Origin of the sequence: Mycoplasma milvi, assembly GCF_048284715.1 — a bacterium.
GTDB lineage: Bacteria > Bacillota_I > Bacilli_A > Mycoplasmatales > Metamycoplasmataceae > Mycoplasmopsis.
In genome coordinates this window covers 179,233-205,843 of record NZ_JBLWAH010000001.1, presented here as the reverse complement: position 1 = coordinate 205,843, position 26,611 = coordinate 179,233, and the positions used below count along the sequence as shown (strand labels likewise).

Sequence of the window (26,611 nt, the reverse complement as noted above, 5' to 3'; positions counted from 1 at the left end):
TTTACCTTCTTACTATATTTTATTAAATTTAAATTTAAAACCTAAATATAAATGCAGCATATTTTGTGAGATTTTTCACTTTACAATCGCAATTTTCTTATGCAAAAAGTGAACAAAAGCAAGGAAAAGTTCATTTTTAGTTCACTTTAACTAATTTTTAATTTATTAGTATATGAACAATAAAAATCGCGGGATGTTTTTGGAAACAATTATTAATCAAACACTAGCTTATTATTGAAACAATGACATTGCTTATATTGAGAAAAAGGCTACGCCTATGGAATTAAAAGCACTTATTCGTAGCGATAGAAATAAATTTCTTGGTACTTTTAGTCTCAAGAAATCTACAGTTGATTACATAGGCATGTATCAAGGTAGATTTATTTGTTTTGAAGCTAAAAGCACAAATGAAAATCGTTTGGATTTAAGTAACTTTCAAGCCCACCAGCTAGATTATTTGAAACTAATTGAGACTCATAAGGGAATAGCTTTTGTTATTGTGTATTTTTCACTATATAACGAATTTTACTTAGTTAATATACCATATGTATTAGCGCAATATCAAATGCATAAGTCGATACCATATCAAGAGATAAAGAAAAACTCAAGAAAACTAATCCTTGAGTTTCCTGGTTGTCTAAATATTCTTAATTAAGCTTTGAAGTCTACTAAGTCACGTAAGTATTTAGAAGGTGTATATTTTACAACACGTCTTTGTGGCACTTCGATGTAGTCTGGTTCATCTGCTGATTTCTTAAATTTATTTGACATTGTTCTAGCTGGTTTAATTGAAGTAGAGAAGATACCTAGGTGTGATAATCTTACTTTTTCTTCCATAATTAATTGTTCTTTTAGAACAAAAACCATAGCATCAAATACTTTTTCTACATCTTTAGGTGTAAATTCTGAACGTTCTGATACTTCGTTAATGAATTCTTTTTTTGTCATGTTTTTATTCCTCTCTAAGGTATGTGTTTGTTGTTTATACCTATATTATAGAACAAAAAAATATTTTTTAGAAAATAATTCTTGTGAATTGTGGAAAAATAGTTTTTGTTCCACATTTTCGTTTTTGAAGCAAAAATGCATAAAAAAAACTAGTTTCCTAGTGTTTACTGGCGGGACAGAGAGGATTTGAACCTCCGCGGGAGTTGCCTCCCCTATAGTCTTAGCAGGACCACCTCTTCAGCCTCTTGAGTACTGCCCCATATGCTTAATATTATATAGCATATTTATTTTAAACTAAACACTTTTTCTATAAAATTTTAAATTTTGGGCCCAAAAAGCTAGTTAAAAAGAAAATATTGTCCCTGTTGGAACAATACTATTTTTCGATAAACATGTAACCATCACCTTTTTTCAGATCAAGAATTGAAATAAATAAATCTTTATTAATTTTCTTAGTTACCAGGAATAAATCAGCTGCATCTAAATATTGAGTATTAGTTGTAATCATATATTTCTTAGCACGAGAATATCCACCAATTACTTCTACAATTGAAAAAGTATATGTACGATTTGAAAGTTTATTAATTTGTTCAATTAATTGGAATGGGTGATCACAGAAAATTTGAGTTTGCACTAATTTATTTTTTGGATAAGTAAAGTTAACAATAAAGGCATTAATTAATAACATGAAGAAGCCTGATACATAGTTTAAATTAAAGAAGATATCAAGCGCTCATGGACTATTTCCTTCTAGTGGCTTTTGTTCCAGTGACATTGAAGCTGGAATATAAGATCCCATAATGTTGGCAAGAGTTAATGAAATAAAGTTTAAAAAGAGAAAGACAGTACCAATATCTTTAAGCTTAGTTTTGGCAATATACATTCCATAAATATCAAAACCACCAGTAGAAGATCCAATAATTATGCAAGCTACAGCAGCTATTCCTTGTAACATACCTCAGCAAAGTGAATATAAGAAAATAGCCATGTGTTTAATTGCATCTTTATCATAGTTTCAAAGCACAACTTGGACTTCATTTTGACTAAAAATTGCTGGTGAATTAGCTTTTAAGTTTGTGAATAAATAAACTTCGTTAATTCCAGGAATGAAACCAAAAATTACCCCAGCTAATGTAAAAATAAATAAGTAATAACCTGTATAGATGGTAAAGCTATGTGAAATCTTCTTTCATGATAAGACTAACAGAGGGATGTTTAAAATAAAGTAAATTAATCAGAAACAAAGGTTAAAGACAATGTAGCCTAAATTAGAGTCTGGATTTTTAGATTGAATGTAGTATAGAAAAAAACTACCAATACCTTGCCCAAAAGCTTCCAACCCAAGAGCATATAGTCCAGTATTTTGAAGTAGTAACACTCCAAATAGACCCATAACAGTTCCAATTATGGTCATTACCAAGATTTTTTGTCATGGTTTTTTGATCCGATATAAGAATGCGAAAGCAAGTAAAGAACTCTTAATTTTTTGTCTTGTATATTCTTTTTTATGTCCCATATTACCTCCTTAATTTTTAGTAAATTAAGCACAAAACGGGATAAGAAATCTCTTTAAAACACAACTTTTATATTCATTTTTGCTTAATATTTAAATTATATCACTGCAAAAATAAAAAATATTAAATGAATGTAAAAATAGGGACTTTTAGCACTATATACTAAAGGCACAGGTATGTGGAAAATTTTCACACACCTGGTAGGCTGGAAGCTTAAAGAATATAATATAAGTAAATAGATTATTTATATGCCTAATGTTCAAACTAAGTAAATATTTATTTGAGTTAAATTCAACATTTTAGGTTTATGGGAGCGGATATGAAAAAAATCAAGACTATTTTATGCCTTACAACAATTAGCGCTTTTGCCACATTACCAATGGTTTCTTCTTCATGTACTCATCAAGAGGAGCCAGAATTAAATGGACAAAAGCTGTATAAAAATGCACAATTAGCTGCTAATTATAATGCACTTAAAAAATCAAATGTTGCAACCATTAATCACATTAATTCATTATTCTTCAAAATTAATCCCAAATTCAATAAAAAAATCTCAATTAATGCTTCAGCCTTCATTGATTGAGCAAATGTTGAAGCAATACTAAAATATAATGAAAAATATAGTGATAAGCAATGATATAAAATGCTGGTTGGAAACTTATATGATGCTCTAACTGAACAAGACAATACTCAAGAATTTAATAAATCAGCAGTTGTAGTTGATTTTTACGAGGAACTTGTGGATGATATATATAAAGTTGTATTTGTTAATAAAAACAATAATTTAGCTAATCTTTATACATTAAATAACTATATTAAATATATTTTAGATATTATTCAAAGTTATGAGCATAAAAACTTAAATCAAAGTGTATATTGAATAAATAATATTCAAGATCTTTTCAAAAAGCTAGTTGTTCCAAGTGCTTATATAGTAGATCCTGATATTGTTGAAGACAATTCTAAGTTTGCAACATTAGCAAATAATAATCTATGAGACGTGTTGAAAAATATGAAACAATACAGTAATGGAGCAATTTCAATTCTTGATTTTCCAAATGGTGATTTAACTGAAACGAAAAATGAGATTGAGGCTTTAATTAAAAAACAAAATGATGAGTTTTCAAAACTTTTCCCATCATGAATTCATAATTCTGATGATGATTCTAAAATATCCCCTTTATTAACAGATAAAGTATATGGACGTTATGGACGACTTGAACAATATGCAAATATATCAAATATTATAAGCTCATGGGAACATGTGCTAAAAGCTATAAAAGATAATGAAGATTATAGCCTTATTTCTTCAAAAGAAGCCAAGAGTAAGAAAGAAAATGATAAGTTTAGCTTACATATTTCATTAGGATTCTCTTATAAATTTAGTCAAAAATATACAATAGAAAATAAAAAGACTCGTGCAAATGCTCTTAGCGTTGGAATCAATTTAAATAATGCAATTCCATTGAGTTATTCAATGTTTAAAAATGAATATGAGCCACTAATTAGCTCTGCAATTGCATATATATTATCAATAAATAATGCAAACAGCAAAATACAGGAAGAATACAGTAAAGATATTAAGTTAATTGAACTAAAATATAAATTAATAGAGCAAGATAAATACAGTTATAACTTTTTCAAAGAGCTAGAAACTTATATTCGCAATATTAAAGATAATCAAACTAGTTTAGAATTAAGCTTACCCGTAGGAGAGATAAGAGATAGTTTAATGGACAATATAAAATATAGCGAAATATGAACTGAAATTTCAATTACTGACCATGAATTGCCTATTTTCTATATTCTTCAAGCAGCAGAAATAAATTCTAAGTAATTACTTTCCATATCATAATAACTTATGATATGGTTTTTAATAGCTTTAGGCCACTATTTAGTTGCAAAATAAAATATTTAACTAAATTGATTAATTTAATAAAATATAGCTATGTATGATAATATAGCAGCAATTAGTTCAGGTTCACATGTTAATCAACCTATTTCAATAGTAAGATTAGCAGGTCCTGATGTAAAAGAAATTATTTCTAAAATTTATAAAGGAAGAATCGGAAGTGATCATAATATTACTTATGGTCACATTTATGATGGTGAAACATTAGTAGACGAAGTTCTGGTAATGTGATTTTTAGGCAAACCAAATCCTGATGGTTCAGTTACATATAATAATTATGTTGGAGAGCCTTTAATTGAAATTAACTGCCACGGTGGAATTATAGTAACAAATAAAGTGCTAGAACTTTTATTACAAAATGGGGCTAGATTAGCTGAAAGAGGAGAATTTACTAGAAGAGCTTTTCTCAATGGCAAAATGGATCTTGTGAAGGCTGAAGCAATTCATGATTTAATCATGGCACAAACAGGTTCTCAAGCTAGTGCTTCTGTAAATAAGTTCAAAGGAAAAACATCAACAATGATTGATGAATTTCTTAATGAAATAGCACTATTAATTGGAACTTGTGAAGTAAATATTGATTATCCTGAATATGAAGATGTAGAACAAATGGACAATCGAGTGATGTTAAGCAAACTAGAGTACTTAATTAAAAAACTTTCTGAAATTGTTAAGATTTCAGAAGATTCTCGTTATGTATTCGAAGGGGTTAAAGTTGCTTTTTTAGGAAAACCAAATGTTGGTAAAAGTAGTATATTAAATAGCTTACTTTCAGAAGATAAAGCTATCGTAACTGATATTGCTGGTACCACTCGTGATTTGGTGGAAGCAACTTATAAAATTAACGATATGTTATTTAAACTAGTTGATACAGCTGGATTAAGAAAAACTGAAGAAAAAATTGAGCAAATTGGAATTAAAAAATCACTTGAACAAATTGAAAAATCTGACCTGGTAGTGCACGTTATTGACACTGTGCAAGGGATGGATGAATTTGACTTACAAGTCCAAGCTCGTGCTAAGGAACTTGGAAAATTCTATATCAAAGTACTTAATAAAATTGATTTAGATAATAGTTACAATGAGCCCGGACTTGTTAAGATTTCAGCTCTTGAAAATAACATTTCTGCCTTAGAGCAAGCCTTAGTATCTAACTTTGCTAATATAGATATTTTTGATGAAAGAATTTTTTCTAATACAAGACAATTATCATTAATTAAGCAAGCTTTAGAATGTTTAAAGAATGCTAAAGCTTCTTTAGAGCTATATTATACATTTGACGTCATTATTGTAGATTTATATGCTGCATGAGACGCACTACAAAATATAAAAGGAAATGTAAACAGAGAAGACTTATTAGATATTATGTTTAGTAACTTCTGTTTAGGTAAGTAAAATGGGAAAGAAACGTAATAAATTTGTTGATGCTCATAATCACATAAGCATTAACTACTATAAATCTCCAGATATCATTGATATGATAGTAGAACAAGCATATCATAATCGAATTGATTTTTTAATGGTGAATGGTGGACATCCAGAAGAAAATAAAGAAGTGCTTGAACTAGCTAAAAAATACGACATTATCAAACCAATTATTGGAATTCATCCTGAATCTGGAATTGATGGAAATGACTATAAGCAAGTGGAAGAATTATTGACTCCAGATGTAGTTGGAATTGGCGAAATTGGACTTGATTATTACTATGAGGATGCTCCAAGTCGTCAAAATCAAATTGATTCTTTAACTAATCAAATTATTTTAGCTAATAAATATAATTTACCAGCTGTGATTCACATTCGTGATAAAGATAATTGTGATTTAGCTTACCAAGATGCCTTTGATATATTAAGCAAGTATCCTAATACAAAATGCATGCTACATACATATAGTGGTACATTAGAGTGAGCTAAAAAGTTTGAACAATTTCCTAATTTATATTTTTCATTCAGTGGATCAATAACTTATGGCACAAATGATCAAGCTAGAGATGTTATTGATTACCTACCTTTGGAACGTATGTTAACTGAAACTGATGCTCCTTATTTAAGAGTTCACCCTTACACAGGTGAATTAAATGAACCAAATACAGTGCTATTTGTCGCTTATTATATGGCAGGAATTAAGCAAGTTGGAACTGAAAAATTTGTTGATCGGATCAATCGTAATTTAAGAAATTTATTTGGACTAAAAGATGAAAAATAATCAACCAAGATTCGCTAAAAAGGAATTTGGTCAAAATTTCTTACAAGATCAAAACATTATTCATAAAATAGCCAATGTTTTTCCAATTACTAATGAAAATGTTTTAGAAATTGGTCCTGGACGAGGAGCTTTAACTAAAGCCCTACTGCCTAGTGCTAAAAGTGTTACATCATATGAAATTGACCAAGATATGGTGGATGTATTAAATGCGGAAATTAGTGATCCTAAATTTAATTTAATACACCAAGACTTCTTGCAAAGTGACTTAAGCAAGATTGAAGAAAGCTACTTAATTGCTAATATTCCTTACTATATAACTACTGATATTCTTTTTAAAGTTTTTGAACATAAAGAAAAATTTAAAGGTGTGCTTTTAATGGTACAAAAAGAAGTGGCACAAAGAATATGTGCCAAAATTAATACTAGTGACTATTCAAAATTATCAGTTTCAGCCCAATATTTAGCAAATTGTAAGATTGAATTCATCGTTCCAAGAGGATGCTTTGTGCCTGCGCCAAAGGTAGATTCAGCAATTATTTCTTTAGTTTTTAAACCTGAAATTAGCTCTCAAGATTGAAATAAACATAAAGAGTTTTTCAAATTATGTTTTGCAAATAGACGTAAAAAGCTCTCATATGCACTAAGTGCTAAGTATCCTAAAGAACAAATTTTAGCTGCCTACATGGCTATGGGATATGATGATAATATTCGTATTCAACAACTCACAGTTGATCAAATTGTGAAATTACACAACTTACTTACAAAGGAAGCTTAAGCTTCTTTTTTAATTTCAACATTATGATATAGTAAAGCAATATCATTATTTAGTGCAAGGTTTAGATCTGAATATAGATGGGTAAAGCTATAAGCTGTGAAGAATGACAATATAAGATTAATACAATCTTAAAGTATATTTAAAAAACTAATATCATTATATCCTAGTGGTATTGGTTTTTAGATCAAAAAACGTGCCTATTTAGGCACGCTTCTTTTTACTTAATGATTTTTTGTCAGGTTAAGATGTCTAGACAGCTAATTGCAATCAATTCTATTATAATAAATGATCCGATTACAAATGGTAAACGATCAAGAGCTTTAACACTGGCACTTGATAAGTAAGCTAACATATAACAATCAATAACAAATATAAATATCATGAATAGATATTTAATTATAGAAAATGTAATTTTAACTACTTTAACTTGTCTTCCTATAAGCAGGTCTCCAAGCAGAAATATAGCAATGAAAATAATTCAGCTATACATTATTGTGCTTGTAATAGTCCCTGAAAAGTTAGTGCTTGATGCAGTGTTAAAGCTATAGAAATGATGTATCGGTTTCTGTCCATTAACCATTTCAGTAACTAAAACTTGTCCAGGAATGCACATTAATATTAATATTAAAAATGCAACAGCAATAAGACAAGATTTAAATATTAAACAAGTATCTTTTCTATCTAATTTCATTAAATTAAAAATGTGAAATTTTTAAAGCTTGAGCTTTACAACCGTAAGGTTGAAATTTCTTTTGCTCCTTACAGATATTTTTTGTGGGAATTGTTTCCCACATAATCATTATACTATTAAAGCCATGCAAGCCTATTTTTATAGCTATTATGTGGAAAATTCCATAAAATATGAAAATTTTCCACATTTTGGATGCTTATTTTAAGTACCTAGAAAAAAGGTACAAGCTTGCAAAAAAATATGGTTACTAGTCTAACTTGATAGCAAAAATTACATTTGTAATTAAAAAATCCAATATTTAAAAAATTAATATCGGATTAATAAGAAATTGCTCAAAAACCTTGCTGATGTAAAAAGTTTATATAGTTACTTAAAATGTATTTATTAATTGAATCAGTAGCTTGAAATACGTAAGAATTTAAACTATGAAATGAAGACCAAATACATTGCAGTAATTTAATATCCATTAAAGGCTCTTCACCTTCATGTTTGTAACAAATAAAGCCACCATATTGCACATCAAAAGAAATAAAATTTCTAGTGCTTCCACAAATTCTACATTTATTAAAGTAATTGCAAAATCCTTGATTCACAAGCAGTTGAGCAATAAAATAAGTTAGTATCTTTTGATTATCATATTTGCCTATGTCATAGAAGTATCGATCATATTCAGCAAAAATGTGATTCTGGGTTTTGATGTAAGAAAAGACTTTTGTTAGCTTGGCAAGAAATAATGAATTTTCTAAATTACTAATGTCAAATAGCTTTACTAGAGTGGCTTTTTTTAGTTTTCCCACTTTAGTATCAAAGCGTGCCTTAAAGTACTCGAGCTCTACAATTGAACCCAAAATCAGGTTGCTACGATTTTTGGATCCAGGCTTATCTAGCCCTTGAGCATAAAGTGCAAAAGTACCCCTAGCCCCAAAAAATGTGACTAAGAATTTATTATCTTCATATTCAGAAATATTCATAACAAGTGCTTTTTCTATGCTAACCATGACTAAATTATATTATTTTGCTATAAAAATGCAGACTTTTAGCACTTTTTTTGACAGCAATAACTTGAAATATATACTATAGTATATATTGAAAAATAAGGTAAAATATACATACTAATTAAAAATGGAGAAAATATATGGAAATTTCAGAAATCAAACAATTATGCATTGATTCGTTATCTGCAGTTCCAGGGATTGTTAAGTTACATAAGCCTACACTTGACTTAGATAAACCTTGTGACGAGTTAGATGATTGTCAAACACTCTTACTTGAGTTAATTAATGTCACAACTTCATCAACTGGTTTAAGCTTACAGTTAGCTTTTACAATTTTAGATGGAGTTTCAGCTAAATTTATTGTGACACAATTATTTAAACAAATTGACTTTGCTTTAAAGAAGAAGAAATTGAAATTATTAAATCTAACAGTAATTATTAAAGGAGTAAACAATGCAGGATAAAAATATCTTAACTGGTGTAGTTTTATCGAATGCTTTAATTTCAGGAGCTAATGCCTTAGTTAATGCCAAAAATAAAATTGATGCTTTAAATGTTTTCCCAGTTCCTGATGGTGATACAGGAACAAATATGGCTTCTACAATTGCAGCCACAGTAACTAATCTTGAAGCAAATGCCAATGAACCTGTGTCAAAAATTTTAAGCGATATGGCTCATGACATGATTTATGAAGCAAGAGGGAACTCAGGAGTTATCCTTTCTCAAATATTTAAAGGGTTTGCATTAGGTACAGCCGATAAAGGCAACTTAAATACTGCTGACTTAATTCAAGCCTTTGAAGGTGCAACAGCAAGAGCTTATAAATCAGTCTTTAAACCAGTAGAAGGAACAATACTAACAGTTATACGTGAAACAACCGAAAACTTAAAATTAGAGTTTGAAGGCAAAACTGTTTCTTATGTTGAATTCTTTGATAAAGCTTTAGCTTTTGCGCGTAAAAGTTGTGATGAAACTCCAAATAAACTAAAAACCTTAAGAGAAGTTGGTGTAACAGATAGTGGTGGAGAAGGACTTTACACAATTTTATGAGGAATTAATGAAGCGTTACATGATCGCTTTATAGCTATCTCAGAACAAAATGATGACATCAATAACTTTATTAGTGAAACAGAAGTTTATGAAGGTGAATTTGGGTATTGTACTGAAGTTTTAATTGACTTAGATAATCCTGAAAAATTTGATAAAGAAAGCTTTACTAAACGTCTTGAAAAAATTGCCAACTCACTTGTAGTTGTTAATGATGATAATTTAGTAAAAGTACATGGTCATGCTATTAAGCCAGGAAAATTATTAAACCTAGCTCAAGAATATGGTGAATTTATCAAGATTAAATCTGAAAACATGACTTTACAAGCCAACTATTCAAAAGCTAATGCTGAAAAGATGAAACAAGAAGCTCAAAATAATGAAGCTCGTAAATTATGTGGAGTTGTTTCATGTAACCTTGGAAGTGGAATTGTTAAACGGATGAAAGAATTAGGCTGTGACTTTATTGTAGAAAGTGGCCAAACTCAAAACCCTTCTGCTCAAGATTTAATCAATGCGATTAATAATGTTAATGCTGAAACAGTTTTTGTGCTAACTAATAACTCAAACATTATTTTAGTAGCGCAACAAGTTGCACAAGTTATTGATAATAAAAATGTTCTTGTGGTGCCAACTAAATCTCAAATGCAAGGAATTACTGCAATGTTAAACTTCAACCATGATTTATCTGCTGAAGAAAACATTGAAATGATTGAAGAATCAATTGCCACAGTAGTAACTGGAGAAGTAACTAAAGCCATTAGAAACACTACTTTAAATGGAGTTAAAATCAAAAATGGCTCATATTTAGCAATTATTGATGGCAAGATTATTTCAGCACACACAACAGTTATGGCAGCAGTCAAAGCAATTTTAAAAAACAGTATTAAACCAAGCAGTGAATTAGTTTCAATCTACTATGGGGATGAAAGTAACTTAGGTGAAGCTGAAGAAGTTTCAAACTATATTAATGCCACATATGATTGCGAAGTTGATATTGTGGAAGGTAACCAACCAACATATCAATTCTTGATAGGAATCGAATAATGAAATATAAATACACAATTGCTTTTGATGCTAATGGAAATGACAAAGGTGTCCTTGAATGTTTTTTAGGCGCTCAAAGATTTGCTAGTGAAAACCCTGATGTACTAGTGAAACTAGTTGGAGATATTAAAGAAGTAATTGATTTAAATGATGCAGCTAACTTGGAACTAATTCAAAATGCTAACAAGCCTAGTGATCCAAGAAACATCCGAAAATCAATGTCAGAAGATACCTCAATGAATCAAGCATTAAACTTAGTATTAAATAAGGAAGCTGATGCAATTTTATCTAGTGGAGATAGTGGGACATATATTTCTACTTTAACTTTAAAGGCTAAAAGATTACCTGGAGTATCTCGTCCTGCTTTTATGCCAATAGCTACAGCAAGTAATAATCGTAAATTTGTTATCTTAGATGTTGGTGCTAATTTAGAAACTAAAACAGAATTTTTAGTAGAATGAGCTTCACTAGCTGCAACTTATTGCAAAGCTATGTGACAAGTAACTCGTCCTCAAGTAACTTTAGTTAATATTGGAACTGAAGATTACAAAGGAAATAGCACAACTCAAGAAGCACATCAAATTCTAAAAGGTGCTTTAGATTTCGAGTACCTAGGATTTATGGAACCAAAATCTTTATTCAAAGGTCAATGCGATGTAGTGTTATGTGATGGCTATGCCGGCAACATTATGATCAAGAGTTATGAAGGTGCAATTTCTAGCTTCAAGCATATGCTTAAGCAAGAAATTAAACCTAGCTTATTAAGAAAAATTGGTGCTTTATTGCTTAAATCTGCATTTAAAGCAGTAGCTAATAAGTTAGACTATCGTTCAATTGCTAGTGCTTGAGTGCTTGGAGTTAATGCCTTAGCACTTAAGGCACATGGAAGTAGTGATTCACTAGCTTACTATAATGCTTTAAATAATATGAAGCAAGCACTTGAAGCTAACTTGCTAGAAAAGCTAAAAGATTCTGTTAATGAGGAGAAAAATGATGAGAATTAATAAATCTGCCTCACTTGATCAGTTTTTAAATGAGCACAATATTGTGCCAAACTCTTATGAACCTTATATTCTAGCAACTACACATCCAAGTTATAACCGTAAAGGCAGCAATAATTATGAACGACTGGAATATCTTGGAGATGCTGTCTTACAACTACTTACTTCAAGTTTTATGTATAAAGCCTACCCAAACCTTACACAAGGTGATTTATCTCGCTTGAGAGCTCAAACAGTTGGAACTGAATATCTTTCTTATATTTCACGTGAAATTGGATTATTAGATATTTTAAAAACCGGGCCTGGCAAAATGCGCGAATCAGTAGTTAGCAGTTTTAAAGTGCAAGCAGATATCTTTGAATCAATGGTTGGTGCTATATATATTGATCAAGGATTAAAAGTCGCAGCTGATTTTGTGTTTCGTTATTTAAAAGATCGTATTATTGAATTACATAATGAAGATAATAAAGATCCTAAGGGTGTATTACAAGAATATTTTCAAAGTACTAGCAAAGAAAGCATTACATATAATACAGTCCAAATTGCACCGCCAGATGAATTTAACCATCCATCATTTCAATCTCAAGCAATACATGATGGTCAAATTTATGGTGTGGGCTTAGGCATAAGCAAAAAAGAAGCTGAAACTAATGCAGCGCTAGATGCATTAGCAAAATTAAAGGATGAAATTATTTAAAGGAAGTTGATATGAAATTAATCAAAATCGAAGCTCATGGTTTTAAATCATTTGCTGAACCAGTAGTTTTACGCTTTGATGGTGGTGTTGCTGGAATTATTGGACCTAATGGTTCAGGAAAAAGTAACATTAATGATGCTATCAAATGAGTATTAGGAGAACAAAGTTCTAAAGAGATGCGTGGGGATTCGATGCAAGATTTAATCTTTGCTGGATCTAAAACTGCTAAACCAATGGACTTTGCTCGGGTAACTTTAACTTTTGATAACAAAGATTCAGACAACTCAATTGATGATGATACTGTTGTTATCACTCGTGAACTTTTCCGTGGTAAAGGAATTAATAATTACTATTTAAATGGTAAGCCTTGTCGTTTCAAGGATATTAAATCTATTGCAATGGAAACTGGAATTGGAAAAAGTTCATTAGCCATTATTTCTCAAGGTACAGTTTCAGATATTGCTGAATCTTCAGATGAAGAACGTAGAGCAATCTTTGAAGAGGCTGCTGGAGTTTCAAAATTCAAATTCAAGAAAACTGAATCTTTAAGATTACTTCAAAGTGCTGATGCTTCTATTGGAAAAATTGAGCCAACTATTAATGAATTAGAAAAACAATTAGTACCATTAAGAAAACAAGCAGAAAAAGCTTTAATTTATAGAGATAAAAGTCGTGAACTTAAGAAAGTAGAAGTAGCATACTTAGCTCATGAAATTAGATCTAATGAAAAAACTTATGAAACATTATCTAAAGAATTAGCTGGAGTTGAAGAAACTAGAGAATCATACTTAAGTCAAATTGCAAAATATCAACGTCAAATTGGCGAAAAAAGAATTGAAAAGAATGAGTTAAGCAAAGAAATTGCCTCTTTAACTGGAAAGCAAAGTGGAATTAAAAGCAGACTTGAAAACATTGAAATCACTATTGCAAAGCAAAATGCTCGTATGGAATTAATTGCTAGTGGTGAATTATCAGTTGGTAATGAAGAAACTGCAAAAGCTTATGCACTTAAAATTATTGAACTCGAACAAAATCTAAAATACCACAGAGATAGTGCTAAAAACTTAAATGAAAAAGTTCAAGACCATCAAAATAAAGTTAGAGAACTTTCAAGTAAAGTTAATACTTTACAAGTAGATTTAAACAATGCTAAAACAAAACATACTCAAGTAAATACTAATTTACAAATCTTACTGGAAACCAAAAACAAGAAAACCAACTTATTTAAGGGAACTAGAACTATCGTAGATAATGCCTCAAACTTTAGAGGATACAAAGGACTAGTTAGAGACTTAATTAAAGTTCAACCTGATTACACAGCAGCAATTGAAGCTATTTTAGCCAGTGCTTCACAACATATTGTGGTTGATATGCCTAATACAGCTGTTAAAGCAGTTGAATTCCTTAAGAAAAATAATGGTGGTAGAGCAACCTTTATTCCTTTAACATCTATTAAAGAAAAATTTGTACGTGATGACTATTTATTAGTCGCATCTAACCATGCAGGTTACATTGGAGTTGCCTCTGATTTAGTGGAATATGATCCTCAATATGATGTATTAGCTAAATTCTTACTAGGTAACGTTGTAATTGTTCAAGATATTGAAAGTGCTAACCAAATTTCAAATATTTTAGAACGTAAATATATGGTAGTTACCCTAGATGGTGATATTATTCGTGTTGGAGGTGTTATTGTTGGTGGAACTGCTCAAGAAAGCGATAACATCATTGGACTTGATGAAAAAATCGCTCAATTACAACAATTACTTCCTTCATTAAATAATATTATTGCTAATAATGAAGCTTTAATTGAAAAGCACAATGCTGAAATTACTCGTGTTAATACAGCTTTAAATGAATATATTTTTGAAGCAAGACAAGAAAACTTATTAATAGGTCAAATGGAAAGAGAACTTGATGAATTCAAGTCAAAAACAGACCTTATCGAAGTAAATCGTGATGAGGTTGCTCCATCAGTTCTGATTGGGGAAAGAAACGATTTATATAAAGAATACACAATTGTAAAGAATGATTTAACAATCAAGAATCAATTCCTTGAAACTCTTGATGCTGAATTATTACATTTAAGTGAAGCTTTAGATCAAACTCAAACTACATTAAATGAGTTAAATAATACTTTCACTAATAAAATTACAATTTACAAGAATTCTGAACTCAACTTGAAGAACTATCGTGAAAGACTAGCAAGCCAATATTCATATACAGTCGAATATGCTGAAGCTAACTACAAGCTAGAAATTCCAGTTGATAAAGCTAGAGAACTAGTTGCTGAATTAAGAGAACAAATCTCTGAACTTGGTGCAGTTAACCTAGAAGCTATTGAACAACTTGAAAGTGTTGAAGAACGTTATGACAGATATGTAGCTGACAGAGATGAATTAGTTTCAACTAGAAACATCTTAATGGAAGCCATTTCTGAACTTGACAAAATTATTGTTACAAGATTAACTAGTGTAGTAAATGATGTTAACAATGAATTCAATGCAGTATTCAAATCAATGTTCGGTGGAGGAAGTGCTGAAGTGAGATTTATTGATCCTAACAATATTTTAGAATCAGGAATTTCTATCTTTGCTCAACCTCCAGGAAAAAGCATTAAGAATTTAAGACTATTTTCAGGTGGTGAAAAAGCTTTAATTGCAATCTCATTACTATTTGCTATCTTAAGAGCAAGACCACTTCCATTATGTATTCTTGATGAAGTTGAAGCTGCTCTTGATGAAGCTAATGTTATTAGATATGCTGAATACTTACAAGAACTTAAAAAACAAACTCAATTCATTGTTATTACACATAGAACTGGAACAATGTCAAGAGTTGACTCATTATTTGCTGCAACAATGCAAACTCGTGGAGTTACAAACTTCTTTAGCGTGCAATTAAAAGATGCAGCCAAATATGTAGATCAAGATTCAAATAACCAATAATACTTATATCCCTATACCATAGGGATATTTTTTATTGCAAATAAAAAATACCTACAAGAGGTATTATTCAGTTTCGCTTTCATTAGAAGTTACTAAGCTTACATATTTTAAAATTTTATCCACTAATTGTTGTTTAGTAATTGTTCTTCCATGAGATCCGTGTATTGGATATCTAGGAATTGAATCGTCTAAGTCTTGTTCACTATAGTTGGTTGTGAGATTTTGAGCAAGGTCTAAGAACTCTGTAATAAAGTATGGATAATCATCTTCATTAGGAAATTTAGCTTTTGCAACTTCTTCCATTTGCTTTAAGTTATCTCTTAAAGCTTGAACTATAGTAACCATCGGAACTGATACATTTGTAACCTTTTTTAAGTTAGCTACTACTGTAGCAAGTAAGCTAGTATTTGCTTCTGTATTATGCTTTTCTTTTTCAGTGTTGTTATTTGTCCCTGGAGTAATTTGATTTCCATTCCCGCTAGTTGAATTTTCGGGATTTGTTGATGGCTGTGGTGTAGGATTTTTAGGTTTAGTTTCTTCTTTTTGCTGTGTACATTGAGCTGCAACTAAAGGTAAAATTGCACTTGCTGAAAGTAATGGAATAAGTGTAAATTTTAATTTCATAAACATCCTTTATTTTTGTTTTATTTGTATTTCTGTCTTGTTTTTTAAATCATAAATGGATAATTGATGATGCTTAAAAGCAATCATTTTAGCCATAAACTTAAAGTAAATCAATTTTACTTGATCAACATATAAGCATGATTTAGAATAATTATATCAAAATCCAATATGTCCTTGAAATTTATCAATTGCAGCTACAATATCGTCTAGTAGGGCAGATTGTAGTGAAATTATATTTGGATCAAAGTGTGCCTTATACAAAGTCTTAATATTTACTAAATAGCCATGCTTTAATTTCTTTTTAGCTGGGCCATTAAATAATGTCAGACCATGAGATACTTTTAACTCTTGTAGCAAGGCTAAAAGGTCTTGTTTATTTAGCACTGGTCTTTGATTAAAACATAAATAAGTAAAGTTACTATTGCGATTTGAAAACATAATTATCCTTATATCTTAATTATACTTTTAGATAAAAAAAGTATCAGCGAACTGATACTTAAAAATATCCTATTTTTTATCACTTTTAAAGATTTCAGCACCTGCTGCAACTACACTAGCAACATCAGCTAGATTTGGTGGTAAAATGATTTTTGTAGCTTGCCCATTGGCAATTTCACTTCATTCTTGAATTGATTTAAGTTTTAAAAAGGCTTCATTAATTCCGGCTGAATTAATCAATTCAATAGCTTCTTTTTCACCTTGAGCTTCTAGAATACGTTTTTGTTTTTCAGCTTCAGCTTGTAAAATCTTTTGTTGTCTTTCAGCTTCAGCATTTAGAATTGTGCTTTCTTTTTCACCTTGTGCTTTAAGAATTAAACTTTGTCTAATTCCTTCAGCTTCAAGAATGTTAGCACGTTTATCTCTTTCAGCTTGCATTTGTCTAATCATAGCTTCTTGCACTTCACGAGGAGGAATAATATTTTGAATTTCAATCCGATTTACTTTAATTCCTCATGGATCACTAGCTGCATCTAGAATTTTTGTAAGTTTAGCATTAATAATTTCCCTTGATGTAAGAGATTCGTCTAATTCAATTTCACCAATTAAATTACGTAAAGTTGTAGCTGTTAAATTTTCAATAGCTAATCAAGGTCTTTCAGCACCATAAGCAAATAACTCTGCATCTACTATTTTGAGGTAAATAACTGTATCTACCTTGATTGTAGCATTATCCTTTGTGATAACACTTTGAGCAGGAAAATCCATTACTTTTTCTTTGAAGTTTTCAACAAAAGCCTTACGATCTAGGAATGGAATAATAAAGTGAAGTCCTTTTCCTAAAGTTCTGTGGTATTTTCCAAGTCTTTGAACAATTACGAAATTAGTTTCTTGAACAATAACAATCGACTTAACTAATGCAATAATTAAAATAATTAAAAAGATTAAGCCAAAGATTGAACCAAATACTGTTCCAATAATAGCACCTGTTGTCATATATGTCTCCTTATATATTCGTATAATTTAATTCTACTAAATTTAACAAAAAAATTAGCTATTCGCTAATTTCTTTCATATGGCGGAGGTTAAAGGAATCGAACCCTTATCATCGGTTTTGGAGACCACTATATTGCCATTATACTAAACCTCCAATTTGTTACTTATTAATAATACCAAATTTTCTTTTTCTTGAGAAAAAAAGCATATTTTTGGTAATTAAAAAAATAAAAAGAATTAGCCAGTGACTAATTCCTATAAAGATATGAATGAAATCTCTTTACATTTAAATGTTATCAAATTTTTTATAGCTACTGATTATATTTTTTATGCATTATTTATTTAAAGAGTTTAGAAACTCGCTCATAGGCTTAAAGTTACTTAATTCAGGAAAATCACCTGAATAAATGAAAAAGCGATATATCTTTTCTAGCTCATTCAAGTTAGCATTATATCCAGTCTCTTTATTATTATAAGTGGTATTTCTATCAACGATGTTAAAGGTTCCTGGCAATGGGAAATTATTAGGATCAACAAATAATAAAGCTTGTTGTAGATCGATGTTAAAATATTCTCTTAACATTGCAATGGTTGTTAACAATGTGGTAGTAGAAGCTTGAATACCAAATAATTTGGTTTTTACATTTTCGTCTTTAACAAAAGAATCTTTGTCAAAGAAAATACTTCTTCCATTTTTTATTTGAGCAAAGTCTAAAGCAAGCATATTTTCTCATGAAATTGAGGAATCTAAAATAATTGCGCTTTTATCTCTTTCTTGAGTTAAAACTTTAACAAATTCGTCAGCTTGTTGCTTTTTAAAAACTGGGTGTAATTTGTAAAAGTAGTTATATTTTTCAGGAGGATATAGCTCAAAAATTTTATTAATATATGACTTAAATTCTAATGTTTTAGGTAAGTCTACTGTTAATGGTAAGAAATCACCCTCATATCTAAATAGTGATGATCCAATAAAGACAAGATTTTTCTTTTTAGGGTCATAATTTTCTTTACCTTTTGTTACTAAATCTAAGACAGTTTTGTTATTTAAATTGACTAATTGTAAATAGGTATTTAAAAATTCTTCCTTATTTATATATGGGCTTAGTTCTTGAGTCAAGGTACTAAAACTTAAAGGGTAATCATTGATTTCTAATTGTGCTCATTCTTTGTTGTTTTTCTCAAATAGCTTATTAAAATATTTTGCATAATCACTTACTGAATTATAAATTTTAAATTTATCCTTCAGTGTATAAAAATAATGATAGTCTATTTGCAATCTTTGTGTTTCATGAGTTCTATTTCAAAATTCTAAGAGTTGTTCTTGAGAATAGCCGGCAGATTGTTTATCAACTCATGGAAAATAGTTATCACGAATAAATTTATATGGTTGGGCATTTCCATCACTTAAAATAACTATTTTATTAGCATGGGCAATCATTCATTCAATAGTATCATAACTTAAGTCGATAAAACTAATGTCTGGAATGTAAAAATCAAAAAGCTGCACCTTATCCAAGTAACCAGCTAAATATGATAGTAATTCTGCTTTGCTTCTCGGAAAAACTGAATACTCATATGCTGAATTATTATTTTCAAAAATAGCAGAATTATTAATAACTCTTAATGATCCTTGCTCTACATTTAGTGTGTTGTTTTTATCTTTAATTGCGCTATCTCCATATTTATTTAATACAACATTATAATTAAAGCGTTGCTCTTCATTTTTTAATGTTTTTTGATAATCATTAACAACAGTATCAATAATGTAAATAACATCATTATATAAATTATTTTCTTTTTGATTGTGAGCAATTTCTAATTGTCCAAGCATTGCGTAAGAACTTGAAATTAAATATTGTGAAGCATTTCTCCCTATAAAAATAGATGGGTAAGGATTTTGTGCTGAATCAACTATATCATTAATAAATGCTTTATATTTTAATTTGTGATCAGTTTTCACAATTTGGTCTTTATCACTATCATCTAATTTTTCATCATAACTATTTTTGCAACTAATTCCAGCTGCAATTGGAATTGCAGACAATACCCCTACTGAGCATTTGATTAAGTGTTTTAGTTTAATTTTCATTTCTATATTTTATCTTAATTTTAAAAATAAAAATTAGCAAAAAGCTAACTTTATAAATATTGAAGTAAATATTTTAAACTTCCTAATCAATTAAAATATCTGCTATAACCTCACCAACAAAGTTACCAATAACAGCTCATTGAAATCTAGTTACAAAAGTTCTTTTATTAGAAAGAATGTCTTGAACTCATTGATTCACAACAATATCCCTTGGTAAATAATACTCAGCTTCAGGATTATCTTGACTCATTTCTCCCAGCTCTTCATTAGTCATATCATTTGCAAATAATAAGTATGAGACTTCATCAGAAAAATCTAAATTCTTTTCTTCTTCGTTGAGAAAGGAACTTTGCATGAGTTTGTTAAAAATTTCAAGTTGATTTTTTAAAAACTCAAAGTCATTTTGAGAAACTGCTTGATTTAATTTAATTTTGTCATAAAGATCATTATTATACTTATCCATTATGTCGTTAAAATTTTGTTCAAGTCTTTCTCTTAGTTCTTTTTTATTAGCGATTTCTTCTATGCTTTTATGAGATTTGATTTCGTTTTGTTGTTCAACTTGTTTACAAGCAATGACACTAAAGGTCAATAATGATGTAGTAAGTGAACCTAAAGTTATAAAAAGTTTCTTCATTTATCCTTATTATCCTTTAATTTTTATATTTAACTTATTTTCCAAATTTAAAGTGGCAAATATCACCATCTTTCATTACATAGTTTTTACCTTCAGAGCGTAATTTGCCAGCATTTTTAGCTCCAGCTTCACCTCCATAAGAAATAAAATCTTCATATGAAATAACATCTGCCTTGATAAATTTCTTCTCAAAGTCACTATGAATAACTCCAGCACATTGAGGCGCAAGTCAACCTTTGTGGTATACTCAAGCTCTAGCTTCAACTTTTCCGGCAGTAAAGTAAGTTTCTAAATTTAATAAATCAAAAGCTTGACGAGTTAAGATGTCAAGTCCACTAACTTCAATTCCATACATTGCTAGTAATTCCATCTTTTCATTTTCATCTTCAACAGCAATTAGTTCAGATTCTAGTTGTACACAAATTGGAAGTAATTTTTCACCTGGCTTTAATGAAGCTTGTAGCGCAGCAAAGTTCTTATCATTAGCATAATTTGCAAATTGATCATTGCTTAAGTTAGCTACATAAATAATAGGTTTAAAAGTTAATAAATGATAACCTTTAATAAATTTAGCTTCATTTTCATCTAATTCAACATCACGAGCTGGGATATTGTTTTCTAAAGCTTCTTTAATTTTACTTGCTGCATTAAATTCAATGATTCCATCCTTATCACCTGATTTAGCTTTTTTAGTTACACGATTAATTACATTATTAATTGTTTCTAAATCAGCAAGCATTAATTCAAAATTAATAACATCTTTATCACGCACTGGATCAACTGAATTAGCTACGTGCATTATATTTTTATCTTCAAAACATCTAACAACGTGAATAATTGCATCTACTTCACGGATGTTGGCTAAAAACTTATTACCAAGTCCTTCACCTTTTGAAGCTCCTTGCACAAGTCCAGCAATATCAACAAAATCAAAAGTCGCTCAAACAATTTTATCTGGATTTACAATTTTGGCAATTTCGACTAAACGAGGATCGATTAATGGGACTGAAGAAATATTAGGCTCAATGGTTGTGAAGGCATAGTTTGATGCTTCAACTTGCTTTTTAGTGATGGCACTAAACAATGTACTTTTACCAACATTTGGTAACCCGACAATTCCGGCTTTTAATGACATAATTATCTCCTTGAAAATTCTTTATTTAAAATATATTATATTTTACATTAATATGCTGAAAGGCATTTTTTTAATTTGATAAAATTAAACTAATTAACCAAAGGAAGAATATGCAACAAAAAAATGAACATAAACTAGCAAGTTGATACAACTTATACCAAAATAATAATTTAATTGATTTTAGCTTTGAACATTTTGTTCGTGAAATCGATAATTTATTTCCTAATAATTCTTTTTACACTCGTCCAACTTCTACCGTGTATGGTATTGAGTTTAATGGGTTAGATCAATATGGCTTTGGAAACTTAAATATTTATACTTTATTAAATTTAGCAGATATCTTTGATGCTACTAATAATAAATCTGGTTTCTTTCGCAAAAAAGCCAGAATTCTATTTGCTCTTAGTGATGAAAGTATCTTTCCATCGAATTTAGGACAATATTTAACTAGCTATTTAAAAGAAAAAAAGCATTTTGTGTATGGTTTTAATGTATCACAAGTGAATCAATTTGTTTTTCAAGCTGCAATTAATTCACTTGATATTGATTATGCTTTTTATCTTAACTATAATTCATGTAATAATAAATATTACTTACAAATTTATTCTGGCAAAAATTTTATTTCATTAGAGGAACAAGATGAATTAATCAGTCAGCTTTATCACTGAAAAAAACACTTTATTTTTTCAAATAATCATGAATTAATTACACTTAATATCAATAAGGTTATTGATAGTAATATTAAAAAAGTTTTAGCTCGATATGTGAATCGTGAAAATAAACTTGATTATTATGCTTCATTATCAATTTATTTAATGGTTGAAGATAATAGTGCTTCCTATATTCTAGAACGTTTCTTTAATCAAGTTAATATTAAGTATTCAAAACTTAACCCAATGTTAAATAAAGATTTGCTTTCACCTTCGCCAATTGTCTTTTGAAGATGACTAAGAACTGCTAATTATAAAGCTGATTTAATCATTATTTTAAATAAGCATAATGACTTAAAGCTTATCACTCGTACAAAAGAGGGTTATGTAACTTTAAATGATGATGAAATTGCCTTTTTATATATCAATAGTCAATACTTACATTGAAAACAAAAGGGATTACTTGAAAATGAGCAAATTTTTATTCCAATGAACGCAGCAGACTTTATTATTTCAAATCTGGAAAACTATAAAATACAATATAAGTTTGAAAATGAGTTATCTAATGCTAATAATGTCTTGTTTGCCTATGGTCAAGGTTTTTCAAATGGTTTAGAAATGAATTTAAATTATGATAATTTAGAATTTTTATTCAACTTTTGTTTTATGTTATTGAATTATAAGGAAAATAATAATTTATTTACATTTAAGTATAAGAAAATGACGGAAGCTAGCCATTTCACTTCATTAAATACTTATAGTGTTAAGAAAAATGCTAATGAAATGCAAGAGGTATTTGATTATTTAATTACTAATCCTGATGTGCTTGGAAAATACAAAATCGAAAAGCTTAGAGCAATTAATTATGATAGTAATAAATACCAATATTTATTTAATTTACGCCTTAAAACCAAACATAATAAAAACAATATTTATGTCTCATTTAATAAGTCAACTAACCAAGTAGAATTTAAATTTGAAACTAATATTAATTTATATAAAATCAACCATTTTATTGAAAAGTGATACACAATTTATATTCAAAAGAAAATTGTTAAAAAGCTTACTTATTTAGTTAATAAACTAAATAAGTCGAAAAAGAAATAATATATAATTACAAAAGCAAAAAAAGAGGTAAAAATGATAAATAAAATCAAAGGAACTAAAGACTTCTCAGTGACAGAAGCAATGTTAAAAGACTTTGTTTTAACATCATTTGAAAATGTTATAGCAAAACATGAATTCAAAATGATTGAAACACCTATTATGGAACAAAGTGCTTTATTTAAAAGATCAGTAGGTGAAAGTGAAATAGCTAAAAAAGAAATGTATGAATTCAAAGATAAGGGAGATAGAGATATTTGCCTTCGTCCTGAAGGAACAGCTTCTTTCGTACGTGCATTTGTAGAAAACAAATGATATGCTGATGATTTTGATCGTTTTGCATATTTTGGCCCAATGTTTAGATATGAACAACCACAAAAAGGAAGATATAGACAATTTTATCAAGCTGGTGTTGAGTATGTTGGAAATAAAAATTATTTAAGAGACGCTGAAGTTATTTTAACAGCTAACGATTTACTCGACTTATTTAATTTGGAATATGAATTAAAAATTAACTCAATTGGAGATAGTGTTTCACGTGCTAATTATGAAGCTGCACTATATGATTACTTAATTCAATATCATGATCAATTAAGTTCAGTTTCTCAAGAACGTTTAGCCAATAAAAAAGTGCTTCGCATTTTAGATGACAAAGAAGATAGTAAAAAGGATTTTATGAAAAATATTCCTTTAATTCAAGATTACTTATCACCTGAATCAAAGCAATATTTTGAAAATGTATTAAATACACTTGCGAATAATGGAATAGAATTTACAATTTCAAATGAACTAGTTAGAGGACTTGATTACTATGATGAAGTAGTTTTTGAATTTGTTTCTAAAGATAAAAACGCAGGTGCTCAATCTACTTTAATTGGAGGAGGAAGATATTCTAACTTAATTAAAGAATTAGGTGGTCCTGACCTTTCTAGTGTCGGATTCGGGTTTGGAGTTGATCGTTTAATTGATCTAATTAGAGATGATTTCAATGAGGTAACTCATATTGAAACAGAAGCAAGACATGTGGATATTTATATTGCGATGAGTGAAGATATCTCAAATATTGATTATGCTTTCTGACTTGCAAATAATCACTTAAGAAACTTCTTTAGTGTTGAGGTTGAACTTGAATTAATTAAAGCTAAAAAGATTATTGACAAAGCCAATAAACATTCAGCCCAATTTATTATTTATGAAGACAAGATGCTTGGAAATGACTTATTAAATGTAAAATCTTTAGTTACAAAAGATAAAATTTCATTTGGTAAAAATTTACATGGAATTGCTGATTTATTTACATTCTTAATTGAAAATGTAGATCAAGATGCTGAAATTGAAATTGATGAAATTGAAGAATATGTTGCAGAAGAATTGATGGGGAAAAATGAAAAAGACAATTAATAATAATCAATTAAGACTTGCAGATGCAGGCAAACAAGTTACTTTATATGGATGAGTAGCTAATAAAAGAAAATTTGGTGAAATTAACTTTGTTGATTTAAGAGATAAATTTGGTGTAACTCAATTAGTTTTTAATTCACCAATTACCTTTACCAAAGAATCAGTTTTAGAAGTAAATGGTACTGTAGTAGAAAGAAAAGATAAAAACCTTGATCTACCTACTGGTGAAATTGAGGTAGTAGTTGATTCATATAATGTACTTTCTAGTTCAAAAGAACAATTGCCATTCCAAATTAGAGATGATATTGATGTTAAAGAAGAGTTAAGACTTGAATACAAATTCTTAGACTTAAGAAGACCAGTAATGCAAAATACCTTAAAACTAAGAAACGATATTATTTTTGCTATTAGAGAATATTTACAAAGTGAAGCATTTACTGAAGTGGAAACACCTATTTTATCTAAAGCAACTCCAGAAGGTGCCCGTGATTTCTTAGTACCTACTAGAAATAAAGCTAATGCCTTTTATGCTTTACCTCAAAGTCCACAATTATTCAAACAATTATTAATGATTGCTTCTCTTGAAAAGTATTATCAAATTGCAAGATGCTTTAGAGACGAAGATTCAAGAAAAGATCGTCAACCTGAATTTACTCAACTTGACATCGAAGTAAGTTTTATGGATGTTACATCATTCCAAAGCTATATTGAAGGACTATTCAAATACTTTATGAAGAAAGTTATGAATGTTGAACTTCAAATCCCGTTTGATCGTGTTAAATACGATGAATGTATTGAGAAATATGGAACAGATAAACCAGACTTTAGATACGGAAATGAAATTGTTTCAATTCCTGAATTCTGTCAAGCTAGTGACTTTAATATCATTAAAAATGCAAGTAGCATTCGTTTATTAAAAATTGATGAAGTTATCAGTAAAAAGGACTTCAAGAAGCTTGAAGAAATTGCTAAGAAAAACAAAGTTAAGGCATTATTCTACTTTACGGTTGAAAACTTCCAAGTGGCTGAAAGCAACTTTGCAACTAAAGTACCAGCTAGTGAAATTGAATCATTAATTAAGAAACAAAAAAACCAAAATGGTACTTACTTAATTTGTGCTGATAAATACGAAAATGCATCACAAGCTCTTGGAGCACTTAGAGTTGAATTAAACTCATGATATGGTTGAGCCAAAGATGAATATAACTTCAAATGAATCGTTGATTGACCAATGTTTGAATATGACGAAGAAAATAACTCTTGAGCAGCAGCTCACCATCCATTTACTCAATTTGATAATACACTAGAAGAACTAGATACATTACCTAAAGAACAAATTAGAGCTCGTAGCTATGACTTAGTGTTAAATGGATTTGAACTTGGTTCTGGATCAGCTAGAATTTATGATGAAAAAATGCAGGAAAAAATGTTTGAAATGATTGGTTTAAGCAAGCAAGACCAACAAAACAAATTTGGATTCTTCCTCAAAGCATTTGAATATGGTGTACCACCGCACTGTGGAATAGGGCTTGGAATTGATCGTCTTGTTATGATATTAAGCAATCATAAGACAATTAGAGATGTTATCGCCTTTCCAAAGAACTCAAAAAATGAAGATTTAATGACTCAAGCACCTTCAAATGTTGAACAGTCTCAACTAAATGATGTTTACCTTGAAATAAAGGAAAAATAATTTATTAAACTATTGCTAAAAAGTAATATATTAGCCTCCCAAAGAGGCCTTTTTGCATATTTT

The 26,611-nt window shown here is 29.4% G+C and carries 23 protein-coding genes and 2 tRNA genes; 13 read left to right on the top strand and 12 right to left on the bottom strand.

Going from position 1 to position 26,611, the window contains the following annotated elements; translation table 4 throughout:
- Nucleotides 1-172 precede the first annotated feature (172 nt).
- Nucleotides 173-655, top strand: a complete 483-nt coding sequence (gene recU / locus ACNQ13_RS00650; protein ID WP_418035417.1) for a Holliday junction resolvase RecU — start codon at nt 173-175, stop codon at nt 653-655.
- On the opposite strand, the gene ACNQ13_RS00645 is transcribed toward recU, so the two are convergent.
- The 3 genes from ACNQ13_RS00645 to ACNQ13_RS00635 all read right to left on the bottom strand — a co-directional run bounded on the left by ACNQ13_RS00645 (nt 652) and on the right by ACNQ13_RS00635 (nt 2,464).
- Nucleotides 652-966 (bottom strand): HU family DNA-binding protein, encoded by a 315-nt coding sequence (locus ACNQ13_RS00645; RefSeq protein ID WP_416742042.1) that lies wholly within the window; start codon nt 964-966, stop codon nt 652-654. The genes recU and ACNQ13_RS00645 overlap by 4 nt on opposite strands.
- A 150-nt stretch (nt 967-1,116) precedes the next feature.
- A tRNA-Ser gene (locus ACNQ13_RS00640) sits at nt 1,117-1,207 on the bottom strand.
- Nucleotides 1,208-1,324: 117 nt separating this feature from the next.
- The gene (locus tag ACNQ13_RS00635; protein WP_418018707.1) at nt 1,325-2,464 is read right to left on the bottom strand and encodes a YitT family protein; all 1,140 of its coding nucleotides are present in this window, start codon (nt 2,462-2,464) and stop codon (nt 1,325-1,327) included.
- 317 nt (nt 2,465-2,781) lie between these two features.
- On the opposite strand from ACNQ13_RS00635, the gene ACNQ13_RS00630 reads away from it, so the two are divergent.
- The 4 genes from ACNQ13_RS00630 (at nt 2,782) to rsmA (ending at nt 7,355) form a co-directional block, all read left to right on the top strand.
- Nucleotides 2,782-4,299: a hypothetical protein gene (locus ACNQ13_RS00630; protein WP_418035415.1), complete on the top strand. Its 1,518-nt coding sequence runs from the start codon at nt 2,782-2,784 to the stop codon at nt 4,297-4,299.
- A 111-nt stretch (nt 4,300-4,410) separates the two neighbouring features.
- Nucleotides 4,411-5,769 (top strand): tRNA uridine-5-carboxymethylaminomethyl(34) synthesis GTPase MnmE, encoded by a 1,359-nt coding sequence (gene mnmE / locus ACNQ13_RS00625; protein ID WP_416741556.1) that lies wholly within the window; start codon nt 4,411-4,413, stop codon nt 5,767-5,769.
- Nucleotide 5,770: 1 nt separating this feature from the next.
- Entirely contained in the window at nt 5,771-6,580 is an 810-nt protein-coding gene (locus tag ACNQ13_RS00620; RefSeq protein ID WP_418035414.1) for a TatD family hydrolase, read from the top strand.
- A complete protein-coding gene (gene rsmA / locus ACNQ13_RS00615; protein ID WP_418035412.1) occupies nt 6,570-7,355 on the top strand; it encodes a 16S rRNA (adenine(1518)-N(6)/adenine(1519)-N(6))-dimethyltransferase RsmA in 786 nt (261 codons plus the stop codon). Before ACNQ13_RS00620 ends, rsmA begins: the two co-directional genes overlap by 11 nt.
- Nucleotides 7,356-7,572: 217 nt before the next feature.
- On the opposite strand, the gene ACNQ13_RS00610 is transcribed toward rsmA, so the two are convergent.
- Nucleotides 7,573-7,935, bottom strand: coding sequence for a hypothetical protein (locus tag ACNQ13_RS00610; RefSeq protein ID WP_418035411.1), 363 nt, complete (start codon nt 7,933-7,935; stop codon nt 7,573-7,575).
- Between the two features lie 428 nt (nt 7,936-8,363).
- The gene (gene recO / locus ACNQ13_RS00605; protein WP_418035409.1) at nt 8,364-9,044 is read right to left on the bottom strand and encodes a DNA repair protein RecO; all 681 of its coding nucleotides are present in this window, start codon (nt 9,042-9,044) and stop codon (nt 8,364-8,366) included.
- Nucleotides 9,045-9,181: 137 nt separating this feature from the next.
- Between recO and ACNQ13_RS00600 the strand changes: the two genes are divergently transcribed.
- From ACNQ13_RS00600 to ACNQ13_RS00580, 5 genes are read left to right on the top strand one after another with little or no spacing between them, the layout of a single operon-like run.
- Entirely contained in the window at nt 9,182-9,505 is a 324-nt protein-coding gene (locus tag ACNQ13_RS00600) for a hypothetical protein (RefSeq protein ID WP_418035408.1), read from the top strand.
- Nucleotides 9,495-11,135: a fatty acid kinase ATP-binding subunit FakA gene (locus ACNQ13_RS00595; protein WP_418018701.1), complete on the top strand. Its 1,641-nt coding sequence runs from the start codon at nt 9,495-9,497 to the stop codon at nt 11,133-11,135. Before ACNQ13_RS00600 ends, ACNQ13_RS00595 begins: the two co-directional genes overlap by 11 nt.
- Nucleotides 11,135-12,139: a phosphate acyltransferase PlsX gene (gene plsX / locus ACNQ13_RS00590; protein WP_418035406.1), complete on the top strand. Its 1,005-nt coding sequence runs from the start codon at nt 11,135-11,137 to the stop codon at nt 12,137-12,139. The genes ACNQ13_RS00595 and plsX overlap by 1 nt, the downstream gene beginning before the upstream one ends.
- On the top strand, nt 12,126-12,833 hold the full coding sequence (gene rnc / locus ACNQ13_RS00585; protein WP_418027843.1) for a ribonuclease III: 708 nt from the start codon (nt 12,126-12,128) through the stop codon (nt 12,831-12,833). The genes plsX and rnc overlap by 14 nt, the downstream gene beginning before the upstream one ends.
- 11 nt (nt 12,834-12,844) lie before the next feature.
- The gene (locus ACNQ13_RS00580) at nt 12,845-15,781 is read left to right on the top strand and encodes an SMC hinge domain-related protein (RefSeq protein ID WP_416741547.1); all 2,937 of its coding nucleotides are present in this window, start codon (nt 12,845-12,847) and stop codon (nt 15,779-15,781) included.
- A gap of 63 nt (nt 15,782-15,844) precedes the next feature.
- Here ACNQ13_RS00580 and ACNQ13_RS00575 read toward each other — a convergent pair whose 3' ends face one another.
- The 7 genes from ACNQ13_RS00575 to ychF form a co-directional block, all read right to left on the bottom strand.
- Nucleotides 15,845-16,405, bottom strand: coding sequence for a hypothetical protein (locus ACNQ13_RS00575; protein WP_418027845.1), 561 nt, complete (start codon nt 16,403-16,405; stop codon nt 15,845-15,847).
- A 9-nt stretch (nt 16,406-16,414) separates the two neighbouring features.
- Nucleotides 16,415-16,843, bottom strand: a complete 429-nt coding sequence (locus tag ACNQ13_RS00570) for a hypothetical protein (protein ID WP_418024167.1) — start codon at nt 16,841-16,843, stop codon at nt 16,415-16,417.
- Between the two features lie 69 nt (nt 16,844-16,912).
- Nucleotides 16,913-17,839, bottom strand: coding sequence for an SPFH domain-containing protein (locus ACNQ13_RS00565; RefSeq protein WP_416741544.1), 927 nt, complete (start codon nt 17,837-17,839; stop codon nt 16,913-16,915).
- Between the two features lie 80 nt (nt 17,840-17,919).
- Nucleotides 17,920-17,993 (bottom strand) — tRNA-Trp (locus ACNQ13_RS00560).
- Between the two features lie 180 nt (nt 17,994-18,173).
- Nucleotides 18,174-19,928, bottom strand: coding sequence for a hypothetical protein (locus ACNQ13_RS00555; protein WP_418035404.1), 1,755 nt, complete (start codon nt 19,926-19,928; stop codon nt 18,174-18,176).
- 82 nt (nt 19,929-20,010) lie between these two features.
- Nucleotides 20,011-20,565: a hypothetical protein gene (locus tag ACNQ13_RS00550; protein ID WP_418033858.1), complete on the bottom strand. Its 555-nt coding sequence runs from the start codon at nt 20,563-20,565 to the stop codon at nt 20,011-20,013.
- A 34-nt stretch (nt 20,566-20,599) separates the two neighbouring features.
- Entirely contained in the window at nt 20,600-21,700 is a 1,101-nt protein-coding gene (gene ychF, locus ACNQ13_RS00545; protein WP_416741541.1) for a redox-regulated ATPase YchF, read from the bottom strand.
- A gap of 110 nt (nt 21,701-21,810) precedes the next feature.
- On the opposite strand from ychF, the gene ACNQ13_RS00540 reads away from it, so the two are divergent.
- Genes ACNQ13_RS00540 through aspS form a run of 3 tightly spaced genes read left to right on the top strand, consistent with a single transcriptional unit; the run spans nt 21,811 to nt 26,548 of the window.
- On the top strand, nt 21,811-23,457 hold the full coding sequence (locus ACNQ13_RS00540; RefSeq protein ID WP_418027848.1) for an MAG5620 family putative phospho-sugar mutase: 1,647 nt from the start codon (nt 21,811-21,813) through the stop codon (nt 23,455-23,457).
- A gap of 33 nt (nt 23,458-23,490) precedes the next feature.
- Complete coding sequence (hisS, locus tag ACNQ13_RS00535; RefSeq protein ID WP_418035403.1) at nt 23,491-24,855, top strand: histidine--tRNA ligase; 1,365 nt, start codon at nt 23,491-23,493, stop codon at nt 24,853-24,855.
- Nucleotides 24,839-26,548: an aspartate--tRNA ligase gene (gene aspS / locus ACNQ13_RS00530; protein ID WP_418035401.1), complete on the top strand. Its 1,710-nt coding sequence runs from the start codon at nt 24,839-24,841 to the stop codon at nt 26,546-26,548. The genes hisS and aspS overlap by 17 nt, the downstream gene beginning before the upstream one ends.
- Nucleotides 26,549-26,611 lie beyond the last annotated feature (63 nt).